Source organism: candidate division Zixibacteria bacterium HGW-Zixibacteria-1, from assembly GCA_002838945.1.
Lineage (GTDB): Bacteria > Zixibacteria > MSB-5A5 > GN15 > PGXB01 > PGXB01.
In genome coordinates this window covers 46,687-63,107 of sequence record PGXB01000014.1, presented here as the reverse complement: position 1 = coordinate 63,107, position 16,421 = coordinate 46,687, and the positions used below count along the sequence as shown (strand labels likewise).

Annotated in this window: 12 protein-coding genes, 1 tRNA gene and 2 pseudogenes; 7 read left to right on the top strand and 8 right to left on the bottom strand. The window is 46.5% G+C overall.

Going from position 1 to position 16,421, the window contains the following annotated elements:
* The first annotated feature begins 165 nt into the window (after nt 1–165).
* The 6 genes and pseudogenes from CVT49_07410 to CVT49_07385 all read left to right on the top strand — a co-directional run bounded on the left by CVT49_07410 (nt 166) and on the right by CVT49_07385 (nt 3,111).
* Complete coding sequence (locus CVT49_07410) at nt 166–372, top strand: hypothetical protein (protein ID PKK83706.1); 207 nt, start codon at nt 166–168, stop codon at nt 370–372.
* Nucleotides 347–862 carry a hypothetical protein gene (locus tag CVT49_07405; protein ID PKK83705.1) on the top strand — a complete coding sequence of 172 codons (516 nt, stop codon included), beginning with the start codon at nt 347–349 and terminating at the stop codon, nt 860–862. Before CVT49_07410 ends, CVT49_07405 begins: the two co-directional genes overlap by 26 nt.
* Nucleotides 849–1,934, top strand: a complete 1,086-nt coding sequence (locus CVT49_07400) for a hypothetical protein (protein ID PKK83704.1) — start codon at nt 849–851, stop codon at nt 1,932–1,934. The genes CVT49_07405 and CVT49_07400 overlap by 14 nt, the downstream gene beginning before the upstream one ends.
* Nucleotides 1,935–1,975: 41 nt before the next feature.
* A complete protein-coding gene (locus CVT49_07395) occupies nt 1,976–2,152 on the top strand; it encodes a transcriptional regulator (GenBank protein PKK83703.1) in 177 nt (58 codons plus the stop codon).
* Nucleotides 2,149–2,601 (top strand): annotated as a pseudogene (locus CVT49_07390) (recombinase family protein). The gene CVT49_07395 and the pseudogene CVT49_07390 overlap by 4 nt, the downstream one beginning before the upstream one ends.
* Nucleotides 2,602–2,889: 288 nt before the next feature.
* Nucleotides 2,890–3,111: pseudogene (locus tag CVT49_07385) on the top strand (recombinase family protein).
* Nucleotides 3,112–3,417: 306 nt separating this feature from the next.
* On the opposite strand, the gene CVT49_07380 reads toward CVT49_07385, so the two are convergent.
* From CVT49_07380 to CVT49_07370, 3 genes are all read right to left on the bottom strand, one after another.
* Nucleotides 3,418–3,624: a hypothetical protein gene (locus CVT49_07380; GenBank protein PKK83702.1), complete on the bottom strand. Its 207-nt coding sequence runs from the start codon at nt 3,622–3,624 to the stop codon at nt 3,418–3,420.
* A 6-nt stretch (nt 3,625–3,630) separates the two neighbouring features.
* Nucleotides 3,631–3,707, bottom strand: a tRNA-Glu gene (locus CVT49_07375).
* A gap of 152 nt (nt 3,708–3,859) precedes the next feature.
* Nucleotides 3,860–6,856: a hypothetical protein gene (locus CVT49_07370; protein ID PKK83701.1), complete on the bottom strand. Its 2,997-nt coding sequence runs from the start codon at nt 6,854–6,856 to the stop codon at nt 3,860–3,862.
* Between the two features lie 270 nt (nt 6,857–7,126).
* Here CVT49_07370 and CVT49_07365 point away from each other — a divergent pair, with 270 nt between their 5' ends.
* The gene (locus tag CVT49_07365) at nt 7,127–8,428 is read left to right on the top strand and encodes a hypothetical protein (protein PKK83700.1); all 1,302 of its coding nucleotides are present in this window, start codon (nt 7,127–7,129) and stop codon (nt 8,426–8,428) included.
* A gap of 86 nt (nt 8,429–8,514) precedes the next feature.
* Here CVT49_07365 and CVT49_07360 read toward each other — a convergent pair whose 3' ends face one another.
* The 5 genes from CVT49_07360 to CVT49_07340 all read right to left on the bottom strand — a co-directional run bounded on the left by CVT49_07360 (nt 8,515) and on the right by CVT49_07340 (nt 16,313).
* A complete protein-coding gene (locus tag CVT49_07360) occupies nt 8,515–9,222 on the bottom strand; it encodes a hypothetical protein (GenBank protein PKK83699.1) in 708 nt (235 codons plus the stop codon).
* A 183-nt stretch (nt 9,223–9,405) separates the two neighbouring features.
* Nucleotides 9,406–12,054 (bottom strand): hypothetical protein, encoded by a 2,649-nt coding sequence (locus tag CVT49_07355; GenBank protein ID PKK83698.1) that lies wholly within the window; start codon nt 12,052–12,054, stop codon nt 9,406–9,408.
* Between the two features lie 136 nt (nt 12,055–12,190).
* Nucleotides 12,191–14,533 carry a hypothetical protein gene (locus tag CVT49_07350; GenBank protein PKK83697.1) on the bottom strand — a complete coding sequence of 781 codons (2,343 nt, stop codon included), beginning with the start codon at nt 14,531–14,533 and terminating at the stop codon, nt 12,191–12,193.
* Nucleotides 14,534–15,463, bottom strand: coding sequence for a hypothetical protein (locus tag CVT49_07345; protein ID PKK83696.1), 930 nt, complete (start codon nt 15,461–15,463; stop codon nt 14,534–14,536).
* Between the two features lie 193 nt (nt 15,464–15,656).
* Entirely contained in the window at nt 15,657–16,313 is a 657-nt protein-coding gene (locus CVT49_07340) for a redox-sensing transcriptional repressor Rex (protein ID PKK83719.1), read from the bottom strand.
* Between the last annotated feature and the right edge of the window lie 108 nt (nt 16,314–16,421).

The window sequence follows — 16,421 nt, the reverse complement described above, 5'->3', positions numbered from 1 at the left end:
TCAAGAGGGTCCTGAAGAAAGGATTCTATGGAATGGCCCGATTCAGTGTATCGATCCAGGATGGATCAATACAGGATATCGAAAAAGAAGAAATAGAGAAAACCAAAATAAGCTGACAGCAGGTATCTGAAGAGCTTAGTTGTATCAAGAGGAGCCCGCTTGCGGATGGTGAACTATCCGTATGCGGGTTTTTTATTTATGACGGGATATAGTAAAGAATTTCTGGATCGGACAATTGAAACTTGGCAGCAATATTATGCCCGCCCTCTTACCCGCGAAGATGCCAGGGAGATTGCTGACAATATGACCGGTCTTTTCAACCTGCTTGAAGAATTGGACAGGAAATATGGCAAGGAAAAAGAGAAAGCATAATCCAAATTTAATTAAAGGGCGCCGCTCATATACCTTTGCCGAAATAGCCCAAGTCTTCGGTGTTCATGTTCGGACCGTTCAGATCTGGCGTAAGCATGGATTGAAAATTATAGATGAGACATCAAAACCCTATCTGGTTTCAGGGGAAGATGTCAGGGATTTTTTAAGGGTCAAATACTCAAAAAGAAAACAAGAGCTCCAACCGGGGGAGTTTTTCTGTGTGAGTTGCAGGAGCCCAAGAAGGTCATTGCCACAAAATGTCAGAATTATTTCAACTGGCAGGAAACTGGGTTCATGTTATAAGCAGGTTATTATAAAGGGGGTTTGTAGTGTCTGCGGCCGGAATCTAACTGTTTTTTCCTCAGATAGAAAATGGCTGAAGCTGTCAAAAATCATCACGAAATTAACGGAATGTAAAATACAATTAATTGGTACTGAGGGGCATTGCTTTAACACTGACATAGACGGAGGATTAGATGAAGAAACATAACATCAAAAACGAGCGAGTGAAAAGGAAGTTCATCCAATGGCTGAGAGAAGCTGACGGCTGTTGTGAAGCCACTATCGACAACATTGAAAAGGCAGTCCTGATATATGAAGAATTCACCAAAACTGCGGATTTTGGCTCGTATTCACCTGATAAGGCGATTGAATTCAAGAAGCATCTTAGAAATCGGGAATTTCGTGGTAGGCCAATTTCAATAGTTACTTATCACACCTATTTGAGACACCTCCGGAAATTTTTTGCATGGTTGGCCTGGCAACCGGGATATAAAAGCAAAATTGCCCATGATTCGATTGACTATTTGAAGATTAAGGAAAAGGAGGAGAGAATGGCTACCCAGACAACACCCAGAAATTACCCGTCTCTGGAATATGCTATTAAAATGGCTAATTCGATTACTATAAATTCGGAAGTAGATCAGCGAGATCGCGCGCTTATCTCATTTACACTCTTGAGCGGTATGCGCGATGAAGCCATTGTTACTCTTCCATTGGATTGTTTCGATGAAAATAATTTAACAATAAATCAAAATCCAAGAGCGGGTGTCCGGACCAAGTTTTCCAAGTATATTTTCACTACTCTTTTCAGGTTTGATGAACAATTAGTGGAATATGCTGTCGAGTGGGCTAAATATCTTAAGAAAAAGGGATTCGGTTCTGCCGATCCTTTATTCCCGCGTTCCAAAACCAACCAGGGCAAAGAAAATCTTAGCTTTGAGAGCGCAACTGAAATCGAGCCAATATTCTGGCAAGGAACCGGCAGAATTCGAGAGATATTCAAGAAGCGATCAGATGAAGCAAGATTGCCTTATTTTCCTCCGCATACTTTCAGGCATCTTGCAGTTGACCTGGCACTGAAACATTGCCGAACCGGAGAAGAGATCAAAGCAATCAGTCAGAATTTTGGACACGAACATATTGCCACAACCCTATCCTCGTATGCAAACTATGGCAATGCCAGGCTGACGGAGATCTTAAAGAGTATAGACTTTTCAAAAAAGCAGGCAACCATTGAGAATGATAAAATAGAGAAAATAAGGAAGATTTTGCTTGACTAAATAAAATAATATGCTATATTGTGCTATAACAGGGAAATATTATGGATCTAATCAAAAGGCTTGAAATCTATCGCTTAGAAAATAAAATCTCTCAGGAGAAATTAGCTGAAATGCTTGGAGTGGCATTTTCGACTGTTAACCGCTGGCTCAATGGTCATACAGAACCGAATAAGATTCAGAAATATCATATAGAGAAACTATTAAAGGGCAAGAAATGATTAAGGCCGTCTTATATGCCAGAGTATCCTCGAAGGAGCAGGAAAAAGAGGGGTTCTCCATTCCAGCTCAGATAAAGCTACTAAAGGAATATGCCAAAAAGAATGACATCCGGATAGCTAAAGAATTTGTCGATGTAGAAACGGCCAAAAAATCGGGAAGAGTCAGTTTTGGGGAAATGGTGAATTTTCTAAGAACCAATTCAAATACTAATATAATTCTTGTTGAGAAGACAGACAGGCTTTACAGAAACTTCAAGGATTATGTCTTACTTGAGGAGCTTGAAGTAGAAATTCACCTTGTCAAAGAAAATGAAATCATAGGCAAGGATAGCCGTTCGCACGCCAAATTTATTCATGGCATCAAATTGCTAATGGCCAAAAACTATATTGATAATCTATCTGAAGAATCACGAAAAGGAATGCTTGAAAAGGCGGAACAGGGGGATTATCCAAGCAGGGCTCCATTGGGATATACAAATAACAAAATTACTCGTCGAATTGAAATTGATCATGATAAAGCCGATCTGGTAAAAAGACTATTTGAATGGTATGCGACTGGAAATTACTCATTGAAATCACTGTCCGATAAGGTCTATAAAGAAGGATTGGGCTATATAAAATCCGGGGCTCGTTTTAGCCCGGGGACTATGGAGAAGATTCTCAAGAATCATATTTATTATGGCTATTTTCGGTGGGACAAAAAAATATATAAAGGCAATCATACGCCGATTATTTCAATGGAGCTTTTCGACAAGGTTCAATATCAGCTAAAGAGATTCGATAAGCCAAGACAGAATAAACATGATTTTGCCTATAGGGGTCTGCTCACCTGTGGTTATTGCGGATGTAAAATGACCGCAGAATTACAAAAGAAAAGATATGTTTACTACAAATGTTCACAATCAAAAGGTAAATGCCAGCAGGGTTATTTTAGAGAAGAAGTAATTGAAGATCAGTTATTCAAGATTGTTGATGCTATATCCCTAAATCCCGTATTGGTTGAATGGCTGAAAAGTGCCCTTAAAGAGAGCCATCAAGATGAACAGAATTATCATAATAGTTCCGTTGTCATCCTACAGACAGAGCTTTCAAAATTGGAAAATCGGGTAGCAAAAATATACGAGGATAAGCTGGACGGAATATTAACAGAAGATCAATGGAAGTCATTTCATGATAAATATTTTGGCAAAATCGAACAGATAAGAAACAAAATCGGGTTACATGCAAGTGCAAACATCGATTATTATGAAAAAGGCGTAAAAATCTTAGAACTCGCGCAAGACGCTATGAATGTTTATCTTAGAAGCGATTCCCATGAAAAGAGAAGAATACTTGATTATATATCTTCGAACTGTGTCATAAAGGATGGTGAATTCAATATTGAATATCGCCAACCCTTTGACATGCTTGCAGCTTTCAAAGAAAAAGAACATAAAAAAATTCGGCAATCTGGTCTGGAATCGCCGAATCATCAATTATGGCGTCCCCAAGGGGATTCGAACCCCTGTTGCCGCCGTGAAAGGGCAGTGTCCTAGGCCGTCTAGACGATGGGGACGCAAACTCGTGACCTAGTATATAAAATTTTTCGCTTCTGTCAACACAAATTATAGCTAATTGTTCCCAAAAATAGGACCGGCCGGGTCGCCGAAAACATTTGGCCGTCAACAAAATATCGCAAAAACAGCCCCCCGCACGGCTTCGCCGCCTCTATTTCAGAAGGACCATTTTCCGCGTCAGGCTCGTTTTACCCGCTTCCAGCCGGTAAAAATAAACCCCCGCCGCGGCTTCATGACCGGACCGATCGCGCCCATCCCACGAACTTTCATAGCTCCCGGCCGGCAACTCGGTGTCGATCAACTCCGCCACCCGGCGGCCCAGCAGATTGTAGACGGACAGATTCACCCGCGAACGGCTCTTCAGATCGAAAGCAATCCGGGTTGCGGGGTTAAACGGGTTGGGATAATTCTGGCCCAGTGTAAACTTGTTTGGGAGAATATCATTATCGACCAGTCTGACATCGGTCACGATATCATACATTGCCCGCGCCGCCGCTGACGTTGCCGTTAGATTACCGAGCGTGCTGTCAGCCGCCACGATGGCAAAAACGGCGGTATCTATCTCGCCGGGAGCCAGGTTAAACGGCCCGGTCGAGACCACTTGGGCAAGATCAAACCAGGAATTCGCGGCTGCATCAAAAACGGCGTCAGTCAGGAGATCATATTTTGTTGATTCCGCAAATGATAAATCTTTAAAAGGCGAAGATGTAACAAGGCTACTGATAATATTACTTGCGGCCATACCTTCCGGATTTATGACCGTGACCCCGCGATATTTGGCCGGAGTCGGCGGCAGAGTGTTGACAAGGCCATGATTTATAAAACCCAGATTTTCGGCTTCGACATAACCGGCGCTGTCATGAAAATCATTATACAAGTCCCAATCCATGAACAAACCGGCATAGATATCATTGATTGCACTATCAGATATATTCTTAAAAATATATTGCATTATTACATAATTATCATTGGGCGGACTGTTCCAGCTGTACGTTTTTTGCGTTATCTCGAGGCCGATTGGATTTTCGGCCCGGCTGTCATCGAAGACCGCATATGTTTGCTGGTCGGCCTTTGGACCGGGGACAGAAATGATCAGATCACCTTCCGGAGCGACCGCAAAATCATTGTCCGGCTCCTCCGCATAGTTGCGGATACCGTCGGAGATATGATCGACATCGGTTCCGATAATAAACGACCCTTCGAACATATCATTGCGGGATTTATTTATATAGCGAAAGCCGCTGAAACTGAGCGGATCGAAACTATTGAAGGCAAAGCCATAGATGCCATAATTGGAAACGGTGAAATCGAGCACATCATTGGTATGCGTGTAAAATGTTTTTTCCGGCGCGCTGCCGATGCGAATATACAATTGTCCCGGCATCAGGTATCCGGCGCCGTCACTCAAATCGATATTCACCGACAACAGCCGCCCGCTCGTTACCGTGTCATGCACCACCGCCATGAATTCGATATCGCTGTGGGCGGTGTCGCCCGATTCGACTGTCCCGAAGATAAGACTGTTGATGAGGATATCCAGCCCGCCGCTGTTATCATAAACATCGCCGACAATATTTTCGATACGGGCGCCGACATTCTTGATGATGACCATCCCGCTGACCGTGTCGCCCGGCAAAACCAAAGGATGTTCAAATGAATATATTTTGAGATTCGGCGCCGGGGAATGCATGATCGTATCCAGCGCCGTCAGCGCGGCGGGAATGTAAAGCATGCCCCAGCCGTAAGTGTTATTGGGAAGCGGCTCGGGGTCGGGCGCGGCGCTCGCCCCGGCGATAAGCGCCTGCTTGATCTCATCGACCGTGGCATCGGGAGCATACTGGCGCAAAATCGCCACTGCCCCCGCAACGTGCGGCGCGGCCATCGATGTGCCATTGGCGCGAGACATAAACTGTGAACCGATCGATGACCAGATACTGTCGCCGGGAGCAGCCAGATTCGGTTTGATCATGTCAATCGAAAGCGGATTGCAGTTCGACGGCCCGCGTGAAGAATAACGGGCGATAAGGCTGTCACCATAGTAAATCGAGCCGACCGCAAAGCAGTCGAGAGAATCATAGGCCAGGCAGGCCGGATTGGACATTGTCCGCGCATTCGGCCCGCTGTTACCGGCGGCAAAGATATTAACAACGCCGAGCGCCTCGACATTGTCGATCATCTCCCTGAAATAATCGCTGCAGCCCAGGTTCCGGTACTCCCAACTGTGATTGATTACATCCGGCACATCGCTGATCGTGTTCGGGTCGCCATCGGGATCGGCCGCCCACTCGAAAGCATCGATAACCGAAGCTCCGATCAAACTGATGACCGCCGCGGAGATCCATTTCGCCCCGGGAGCCACACCGATACTGTCTTTACTTAGATATAAATCAACCCCTGCCCCCACCATGATACCCATCGCATGCGTTCCATGGGTGGCATCAGGAAGATACGCGAAAACATGCGGAAATGGCTGCATGCCGATCGGATCGAACCAGGCGGCGGCCGAGTCGCCGTCAAGCCCTTTCCATTTATCCTTAAGAGCCGGGTGGCCGCCCTCGACACCGGTATCGAATGAACAAACAATCCTGCCCTCTCCGTTGTAACCCAGCGCCCAGGCGGAGTCGGCTCCGACCATCCTGATATTCGGCTCCGGCGCCGACGGCAGTAAATTCGGCTGAGAAGGGGAGATATAGGTTGGTCCGACAAGCTCTAATTGCGGCAGCTCATACATGACATCGACATCCGATCGGGAAGATATATTTTTCAATTTGGAAACTGAGAGCGAAACGGTGACGGCATTGACTATCCAGTGACCTTTAATATTTTCCGCCAGATCCGACTGCTCGAGCTGTTCCAGGGCGGCCAGTAATCCGGTCTGTGTGAACGATGCTTCACCTTTAAGCCGTTCGACTCCGGCCAGATGCCGGGCTTTGAAAGTATGATAATTGGATTGCAGGTCACTCTTAATGTTTGTTTTGGAAACCGGCTGTTTGAGCGTTATGATAACCGGAATTTTATCGTAGGCGCCCGCCCCGGATATTTTCGCCGCCAGCTCCGGCGCCATTTGACCGGATAATACCGGGCGATGCACTATTATCATCACGATAAACACCATTGACAAAATCATCAATTTCTTCATACTATTCATACACCCTGCTTATGTTGCCATTTAATTATGGTCATATTCGACAATAAGGCCGATTAAAGAATTTTTTCGCCATGCATTACTTTATTGTCTTCCAACGGGTTAAGTATAATAAAAAATTCCCAAAAGGCAAGCAGAATTGATATCAATTACATTTTTAATCGATTTTATACATTTTGATGCCGTTCGAATACTAAACCGGGTTTTAAAAATCCAACTTTATTGTTATATTATCAAAGTATTTACGTCAATTATATAAACGGGAGAAAATAAATGATGCCTGCAAAAATAACGATTTTAGCCATAACCATTCTGATTGTCGGATTAGTCGGGCCCGCCGCGGCCGGCTGGAAATTTTATGATTCTGAGAATAACGATCTGATCGACAATTATATTAACACGCTTCATGCCGATACTTCGGGCTCCATCTGGATCGGAAGCAACGGCAGCGGTGTCGAAAAATTCGACGGCACTCACCACGAGCCATATACTCAATTAATCGGGTTAATTAGTAACACCATTAACGATATTACTTCCGACTCATCGGGAACATTATGGTTCGCCTCTTTTTACGGCTTTTGCAGCTTTGACGGTTTAATTACCTGGACCCAATACGTTCAGGGGGTCGGTCTGGAGCATGTCGATATCAAAACCATGGTTGTCGATGATTCCGGTTTCATGTGGCTGGGGACATTCGGCGCCGGCGTTCTCAAATATGACGGCGATACCACTCTCGCCCATTACACGGTGGACAGCGGCCTGGCCGACAACAGTACACTGTCATCGCTAATTGATGCCGACGGCAACGTCTGGTTCGCGACACGGGGGGGAGTCTCAAAAATCGATCACGACGGCATCTGGACCTCGTACACTCAGGATAACAGCGGCCTGAAGGGCGACCTTGTTTATGCGATGGTTCAGGATCCTTCCGGATATTTCTGGTTAGGCACCGACTCCGGGCTGAGCCGTTTTGATGGCGCCGCCGACTGGGTCAATTACACCGAAGCGGATGATGGTCTCGCGCCCGGAGCAGTGATGGCTGTCGCTGTTGACAGCCTGGGAAATATCTGGGCCGGTCATGCCTGGACCCAAGCGTTTGAAGTATGGATATCGGTCTTCGACGGCGCCGACTGGACAACCTACAACCGCTACAATGGTGTCGGGAGCAATGCCAATGTCACCGATATCGCCGTCGATACCTCGGGAAGAGTCTGGATCTCCACTTTTGGTGACGGGTTGACATCATTCGAACATGAGGCATCCGATGTCACCGATGACAGTCACGGTAATCTGCCGGCCACTTATAAGCTTTCGCAGAATTATCCCAATCCGTTCAATGCTTCGACAAAAATCAAATACTCGCTTTCATCCCGCGCCCATGTGGATATATCGATTTACAATATACTCGGGCAAAACATTAGACGATTGGTTAACAGCGAATATGCCGCCGGAGAATATTCAGTCATCTGGGACGGCACCGACCGTAACGGCAATCCGGCGCCATCGGGCATATATTTCTATGAATTGAAGACCGGCGATTTCAAGGAAGCCCGGAAGATGGTGCTGATGAAGTAGTTTTATCCTGTTTTAAAATAATTCTGTCTATATTAAAAAAAGGACGGGTTGAAAACCCGTCCCTGCTGTAATCCATAGAAAGTTTTCTAAAACTCGAAGGTTAACCCGATCTGGGCCGTCATCATGTCGGTCTTGGACTTGCTGATATCATAGTAAGCCTGCCCATCCTCGACAACGATCGACCCTTCTTTCAGATATTCGGCTTCGCCGCCGATCAAATACCGCAGACGAAGATCCATCATCAATCGCCACAATTTGCCGTGGGTCGGATCGCCGGAATATAAATTTATCATGACACCGCCCCCGGCGCCATAGCTGAAAACGGCGTCATCCAAATTGGTCGAACTGGCGATATCCTCACCATCGCCGATATCTTCGATGGTTGTTTCGGTGAAAAGGTAATTTAATCCGATCAGCCCTTCTCCATACGGGCGAATCGGGCCGGTTTTCGGCTGGACCCGGAACAAAAGATGCCCCAGGATAAGATTGTTATCGGTGGTCACATCCACAAAAACATTGGGGATAGTAGAGCTGAACGGTTCCCGGTGTGTTTCATGGCCGTAAACCATAAAACCCATCGAGGCGCCGATTCCAAAAAATGAATTGCCTGGGGTATAGAGAAATTCGCCGCCGATCCCGACGCCGGTTTTGTCAAGCTCATCCTTGAAATCGCCCTGCGGGAAACCCAGAAGCAGGTTGACTCCACCCTGAAAATTCGTGAATGCCCCGGCCGGAGCCGCCGACATAAGAAACGCCCCCACCATCATCAGACAAGCCAATTTGATTACTTTCATACCGACCCTTCCTCTCTTAAATAAACCATCTTTAGTTCAAAATGTAACGCGTCATATTAATAAATCAATAAGAGAGACGAAAGAAATAAAATATTGTTTCAGCCGTTTCCTGCCGCCGGTGACTGGAAGCAAAAATACCGAAAAAAAAGGCCGGTAATCAACCGGCCCCTTTAATTTCTTCAATTAAAACTCCAGTCGAGCCAGAATCCGTAATAACCGCGGACGGCTGTAGTTATTCGGATCATTCAGCCTGAGCGCATATTTCTCGGCGAAGGTAAGACCGGAGTTGTCATAAATGTTTTCATCCGTAGCCTGCAAATCATAGTCAATCGTCTGGTCATAGGCGTCATAATCAGCCCTGCCGGTGGCGTCATACACATCAAGAAAATTATCCCGGTCGAGTAGATTGAGCACCTCGAAACAGAGCGACATTGATGCTCCCCTGAAATCGGCAACCCGCGCCGACAGGGCCAGATTCACCTCGAAGAAGTGACGCGCCTTCTCGGAGAAAAACGGCGATACCGGTGTTACCTGAGCATCGCCGAACGAAACCTCGTCATAAGGAGCCATTTTGGTATAGCGCAGGCCGCTCTTATAATCAAACGATATATTCAGACCAAGGCGGGAGAGAATCTTTGCATATAAGCGGTCGTGATCAAGATTGAGGTTTCCAGGGTGGAGCCCGAAAGTTCCGCCCAGTTTATAAGTATCGAATTCGATTGATGAAGCAGGAATACTGGCTGGGTTGCTCCATGCAATATTGTAATCATGATAATATCTTAAGACTATATCCCTGTCCCATTTGCGCCACACAACTTCGCCATACAGGGCGGTATTGATAAAATGTTTTCCCGAATACTGATAGCTTAGTACCAGCGCATTCTCGGTTCCCTTCACGTCCCGATTTTCCAGCATATCATATGAGTACGGTATCGCGGAAAAATGATAAAAACCATAAAATCCATCCGACCTTCTGTACTGATAAGACAAAGATAAAGAATTATCATGAGTTGTGAATCTTAATCCAGATTCAAGTTGAGTATGCTTTATCGAACTTAGGTTGGCATTGGGGAATGGATAATATGAACCCGCTGAAATTCGACTTTCCAGAAATTCAAAACCGACATAAAGACTGTCATAGGAAGGATATTCATAGGTTCTGACCGCGTTGGCGAACAAATCAAGAGAATTCCGCAAAGAATACCCGCCCGAAAATCTGAATCCCACATCGGTGTTTACCTCAGTTTCTTTCATATCCACCGCTTCCAGGTCATAATCATCTATACCGTCGGGATCAAGCGGATTAAGAGGATCGCGGAAGACCAGCGCACCGGGGTCGAACCTGTAATAATCGACAGTGCCTTTTACAAAATATTTCCGATCGATTATTTTTGCACCAATTGAAAGATTCAGCTTCTTTGGATGGGGAATATCGGCGAAGTAGTTATTCTCAGTGGTCTCATCGCCCAGCGAGTCAAACCCGATGACGTCAACGAGTGAAGCACTATATCCCTGTGTTGCATCCAGGCTCACGTATTTTCTGAAGGTTGAGACTGAATATTGAACATCCGACCATACTTCAATATTGTCTGAAAATTGCTTTTTCAACTGCACAAAAGCTTTCTTTTCACGAGTCTGATATCTGCTGTAAACACTATAATAATGCGACTCATCGAGAGTGTCGGTAATTTCTTCCATATCATCCCAGGCATAGAACAGATAGTGGGGATCATAGCTTGGATTCGAGATTGTCCGATCATACGCCGTTAAATTGTCGAAAAATTTGCCGTCGCCTTTTCTGCTTTCGTCGCCGGAAATTCCGACTCTGACATTCATGAAAAGATCTTTCATCAGCCAGCCGCTCACCGACAAATCGCCGCCATAAGCATTCAATTCCTCACGAGGCGAGTGCACATAATCAAAATAATAGGCATGCTCATAGTAGTCCCGCTTGATCGACTTGTAATAAATGCTGACATCAGATTTGAAGCGCGTCAGAATATTAAACCCGATCCCGCCCAGCAGCTCGACATTTTCGGCGCCGTTATGCGGCAGCCGGCAGTCAACATTCCATTTCGGGTCGGCGTCACCCAGATTGTCAAAACTGAGGGCGCCAAAGGCCGAGCCGACTCCCCTCGGAAGTTCATGCCGCGCCACCACCCGGTAGTACCTTTGATCCCTGGTTCCGTACGTATATTCACCGCCCATTTTCTCCGGGCCGAGATAATTGTTGATCAGGCTGATATTTTCATCGCCGTATCCCGCAAACGGGTCGCTGATATTGACCAGCGCCAGGTCCGGCATTGTTTTCGAGTTGGGCGCAAAAACCCGCCCCTGTGTTTCTTCCGCGATATTCAGTCCTTCATATGAATACCGCACACTGTCGCGGCCCGCCGGGGCCAGTATCCCGAGACCGTCCGACAACTCACCCGGCATGCTGTTAATCTCATTTCGGTCAAAGGTCAAAATATGGCCGCCTTGATCAGCGAAACCATCGTTGTGCAGAAGATATTTTCCGTCGCTATTCCGAATAATAATTTTGCTGGTCAGTCCGGGCAAGACCTCCGCCTTAACGGAAACAGCCCCGCGATCATCCGGAAAAGCCAGTTGAATATCATAGTGGCCGGGATAAATATCCCAGAATATCATCTCTCGATTTTTATCGAAATATCGAACCATCGGCTCGCCTTCAAGCTGGATACTCATCCGCGAGAAATCTTCCGTAATCGATTTATCCAGATATATCGCCATGTTTCCGAATTCCGCCGCACCGGCGATCATAGCCGGCTCCGATATCATAATAATGATAAAAATCAACGACAGCTTTTTCATCTGAAAACCTCCATCCGGCCTTGATAATACGGCAAAAGGTACTCAAGAAATATTACAAATGCAAACAATATTCGAGGAACGAGTAAATCGGGCTCCTTATGCCGCCTTCCTATGTGGAAATTAATATGGATTTTAACTAAAACTTGTACTCGAAGCCGGCCACCGGCAGGAAGCTGAGTTGATGATTGAAGTGTGTTCTTTCTTCCGCCTTGCTCCAGTCATAAGTGGCCACATTTTTCCGGTTATAAAGATTCCATATGCTCAGGTACATCCTTAGATTGGAATGCGTGAAATTGAATCTGTGGTCGATGCGAACCGACATGCCATGATAATCGGGCAGCCTCTCGCCGTTAATATTATTGCGATCCAGTATGCCGTCGCCCTGCTGCACCGATGCCGATGAATCGTATGGCGTATATGGCCGCCCTCCGGCAAATTCCCAGCGTATTTTGAACTCCCAATTATCATCCGGGCGATAACCGCCCTCCGCCGTAAGGTTCACCCTGTTATCGTTGACGCGGTTGCGCCAGATATCATCAAGACCGCGATATCTGGCTTCGTAATAGGTCCCTCCAAGCAGCCCGTACAATTTCCCGGAAAATTTTTTCTGAAGAACAACCTCGATCCCGCGGCTGGCCGCCCGGCTGCCACCGACCAGTTCCCGGTGACTCAGGAAAAACCCGTAATATTCCAGAACCTCATCAATAAGAAATATCATCGGTTGATTGACATCGATCGGGAAATTGCGGTACTGCTTCTCATAATACTCGACCGTCAGGCGCGTATCATCGGCAAGAATTTGATTGATCCCGATGATATAGTGGTGCGAGCGCAGATCGCCGATATCATCGGCGTTATCGTACTGGCCGAGGAATATCATCGGCAGGTTCTGATAATAAGTTCCAAATGCCCCGGTCAGGGCCGTTCTTTCCGACAGCCTGTATGAAAACGAAAGGCGGGGGGACCAGTGATGATCCATATTGTAGGAGAAATAATCCGATCGAACCCCGACCGTAGTGTTCAGTCTTTCGCTTATTCTGAAAGTGGAACTGAAGAAATACCCGACACTAAATGTTTCTTCGACGGTCTTTATGTATGTCTCGGGAAGACTCATCAAATAATTATCGCGCATTGCCGCGAAATAATAATCTATGTCGGCATGATTTAATCCCAGGCTAAGACCGAAATCCAGTAATATCGATTCGCTGACCCTCAGGTGCTGCGAATTTTTCAGCTGATAATAATCTTCCAGCGACTCTGTAGTGAAATGCAGTGAATCGTTTTCATACCATCTGCTGAGGAAGTCATACTTCATATGGGTCCTCGATAAGATGAGATCCGAATAGCCGTTCTGATTCCAGAGATACCTCCAGCTCAACCCCATATCGAACTCCGAGTCGGCGGCATCACCATAATTGGAGCCGCCGAGGACATCGGCGTCATCTCTGGCAACCGACACATCACTTGAACCGGCAATAGCCAGGGCGCTCAACTTATTGTTCGGCGATAAATCATAGGTTAACTTTGTTTGAATGTCCCAGTGCTTGGGCGCCATATCTATATCAAGGATATCCATAAGAAGATCAAGAAAACCGCGTCGTGCCGCCACCAGCCAGGCGCCTTGACCATGATGCAGTGGCCCCTCCGCAATCAGTCCGCAGCCGCCCAGATCCAGGACCGCCTTGCCGTCGAACTCTTCGCGATTACCCTCACGATACTTTATATCCATATAGGATGACAAGCGGTTTTCGTACCACGCCGGAAAGCCGCCGGTGTAAAAATTGAGTTCTTCGAAAAGATCGATATTCAGCAGCCCGATTATCCCCCCGGGCGCCCCATAGGATGCATAATGATTGACATTGGGAATCGGAACCCCGTCAACCAGAAAACCGTTTTCTATGGGGTTGCCCCCGCGGACGATAAGATTGTTGAACCGGTCATCAAAGCTGGACACGCTCGGCAGGGTGCTGATGACACGGGTAACGTCGGAGGCAAAGCCGGGGGACCGCTCTATTTCGACCTTTGAAAAATTGATCGCGCCGACCGGATTACGGTCCAGGGCGGGAAAATAACCCGAGGTTACCCTGATTTTTCGTCCCGGCACGGCGGCCGCCTTCAACTCCGGATAAACATATGTAATCCGGTCAGGTTTGATATTTATATCGGTTTTCATTACCGGAGTATAGCCGATATGGGTGATCCGAAGGCTGTATTTCCCGACCGGCAGATTCGCGAAAGTGAAAAAACCGGCCGTGTCCGTGACGGTTCCGAAATCGGAATCAATTATATAAATATTGGCTCCGACCAGGGCCGCCCTGACATCGGCATCGACTACCCGCCCTTTGATTGTACCGTGCAATGAGGCCCTGTTGGAAGCATCCGGATAAACCCGGGGGGCCGTTAATATTTGTAGGAGTATTAAAATAACAAAAGAAGATAAATCACAGGAGCATTTAAATATCCTGCATATTTTTCGCAATCATTCACCTTCGGGTTGAATCAGATTCAGCATCTTTTGCGCAGCCTCGGGATTGCGCACCACCAGGCTGTCATACACCTTTTCCGCCTCTTCCGTCATATTATTGTACATTAAAGCCGCCCCCAGAAACACCTGAGTATCAATGTCGCCGGGTCTTATCTTGGCCGCCTCCCTGAACTGTACCAGCGCCTCGGGAAATTTTTCCTGAATAACATAGAGAACACCCAGCCGCTGATGCGCTTCAAAGTAATCGGGGTAAAGCTCCAGCGCCTTTTTGTATATCACTTCCGCCTCATCGCGTTTCTTGAGCCGGTCCTTGGCCTGCGCCTGATAAAAAAGATAACGGGGCTGTTTCGGTGAACGCTCGGCCGCGATATCAAAAAACTGCTCCGCTTTGACATAGTCTTTCCGGGTCAGGTAAATGTTGCCCATTAGGAAATGCGCCTCCGTATCGGTCGTATCCAGTTCGATCATCTTCTCGAGAGCCTTCCGGGCCTCATCGTGCCGCCCGGATGTCAGGCAGATGGAACCGAGATTATGAAGAAAATCAAGATTGGTTCCTTCCATTGACACCGCTCGACGATAATTGCTTATTGCTTTAACCGTATCGCCGATGCTGGAATAGGTGATTCCCAGGCTGTTGAAGATCTCCGGGTCGGTCGAGTCCTGCGCCAGGGCCTTTTTCAGATATTCCAGCGATCTGGCATAATCCTTTTTCATCGAGTAAAGAACCCCCAGATTTCTGAGAGCATTGACATTCAATGAATCAAAATCGAGCGCCCGGTGAAAAAGCTCCAGCGCCCGGGGATAATCATTGGCCCCGAAAGCGCCGCCCGCTTTTTTCAAATAAACACTGAGACTGTCCTCGGCATTGCCGATTGATGCCATAATTACCAGGAATATGACTACTTTAACCAATGATGTGCGCAATTTTATTCTCCCGAAAAAGACTTTTTATATTATACCCTTAAGATTATCGGCTGTGGCAAAGAAAGTCAAGTAATTGCTTGGCCGCCCCCAAAATATAAATACGAACGCCCATCCATCCGGATGGGCGTCGTCAAGGTGATCCTTGAGAGAGGTAATTCCGCTTCGTCCCATGAAACGGAATACTATTTTTATATCAGTTGTCGCCGGTGCCGTTCCTCAGATTACTCAGGGCAAACGATAAATATTCCAGCTCCATGGACATGTTCTCGTTTCTCAGAAAAACATCGTCCGGGACCTTCAGATTGACCGAGGCAAAATTCAAAATGCCCTTAATACCTGCCTTGATAACATCATCGACAATATACTGGGCAACTGTCGCCGGAACCGCCACGACGACTATTTCAATGCTATTATCCTTAAGGTCTTTTTCCAGATTCTTTATATCAGAAACGATGATTCCCTTGTGATTCGAACCGATTTTGCGCTGATCGTTATCGAAAATCAACTTTATATTAAAGCCCTGTCTCTGAAATTCCTTGTATCCCACGAGAGCCGATCCAATATTACCGACACCGATCAAAGCCACGTTCCAGCCCCGGTTCAGACCGAGAATTTCCGCAATCTGCTTTTTAAGTTCGGAGACCGGATAGCCCAGACCACGGGTACCGAAAGAGCCAAAAAACGATAAATCTTTTCGTACCTGCGCCGGAGTCAGCTTCTTTCGCTTGGCCAGTTCTTTAGATGATACCGTTTCATAATTCTCCTTTTCGAGAATCGATAAAACCCGATAATACAAGGACAGCCTGCGTATGGTTGATTCCGATATTTTTTTCTTCTTCGATTCAGATATCACAATATAACCTCTTGTTCGACATCATGCCCCAAAATCAGCATGTGAATCAATTCACAAATGTTAAATTAGGCAGACTTGCCGATTATGTCAAGTGAAAAATATCAC

What these genes read in the sequence shown, in the direction of transcription:
- CVT49_07365 (PKK83700.1), top strand. Translation starts at nt 7,127, where the DNA reads ATGATGCCTGCAAAAATAACGATTTTAGCCATAACCATTCTGATTGTC.
- CVT49_07410 (PKK83706.1), top strand. Translation starts at nt 166, where the DNA reads ATGGTGAACTATCCGTATGCGGGTTTTTTATTTATGACGGGATATAGT.
- CVT49_07370 (PKK83701.1), bottom strand. Translation starts at nt 6,856, where the DNA reads ATGAATAGTATGAAGAAATTGATGATTTTGTCAATGGTGTTTATCGTG.
- CVT49_07395 (PKK83703.1), top strand. Translation starts at nt 1,976, where the DNA reads ATGGATCTAATCAAAAGGCTTGAAATCTATCGCTTAGAAAATAAAATC.
- CVT49_07405 (PKK83705.1), top strand. Translation starts at nt 347, where the DNA reads ATGGCAAGGAAAAAGAGAAAGCATAATCCAAATTTAATTAAAGGGCGC.
- CVT49_07400 (PKK83704.1), top strand. Translation starts at nt 849, where the DNA reads ATGAAGAAACATAACATCAAAAACGAGCGAGTGAAAAGGAAGTTCATC.
- CVT49_07355 (PKK83698.1), bottom strand. Translation starts at nt 12,054, where the DNA reads ATGAAAAAGCTGTCGTTGATTTTTATCATTATTATGATATCGGAGCCG.
- CVT49_07360 (PKK83699.1), bottom strand. Translation starts at nt 9,222, where the DNA reads ATGAAAGTAATCAAATTGGCTTGTCTGATGATGGTGGGGGCGTTTCTT.
- CVT49_07380 (PKK83702.1), bottom strand. Translation starts at nt 3,624, where the DNA reads ATGATTCGGCGATTCCAGACCAGATTGCCGAATTTTTTTATGTTCTTT.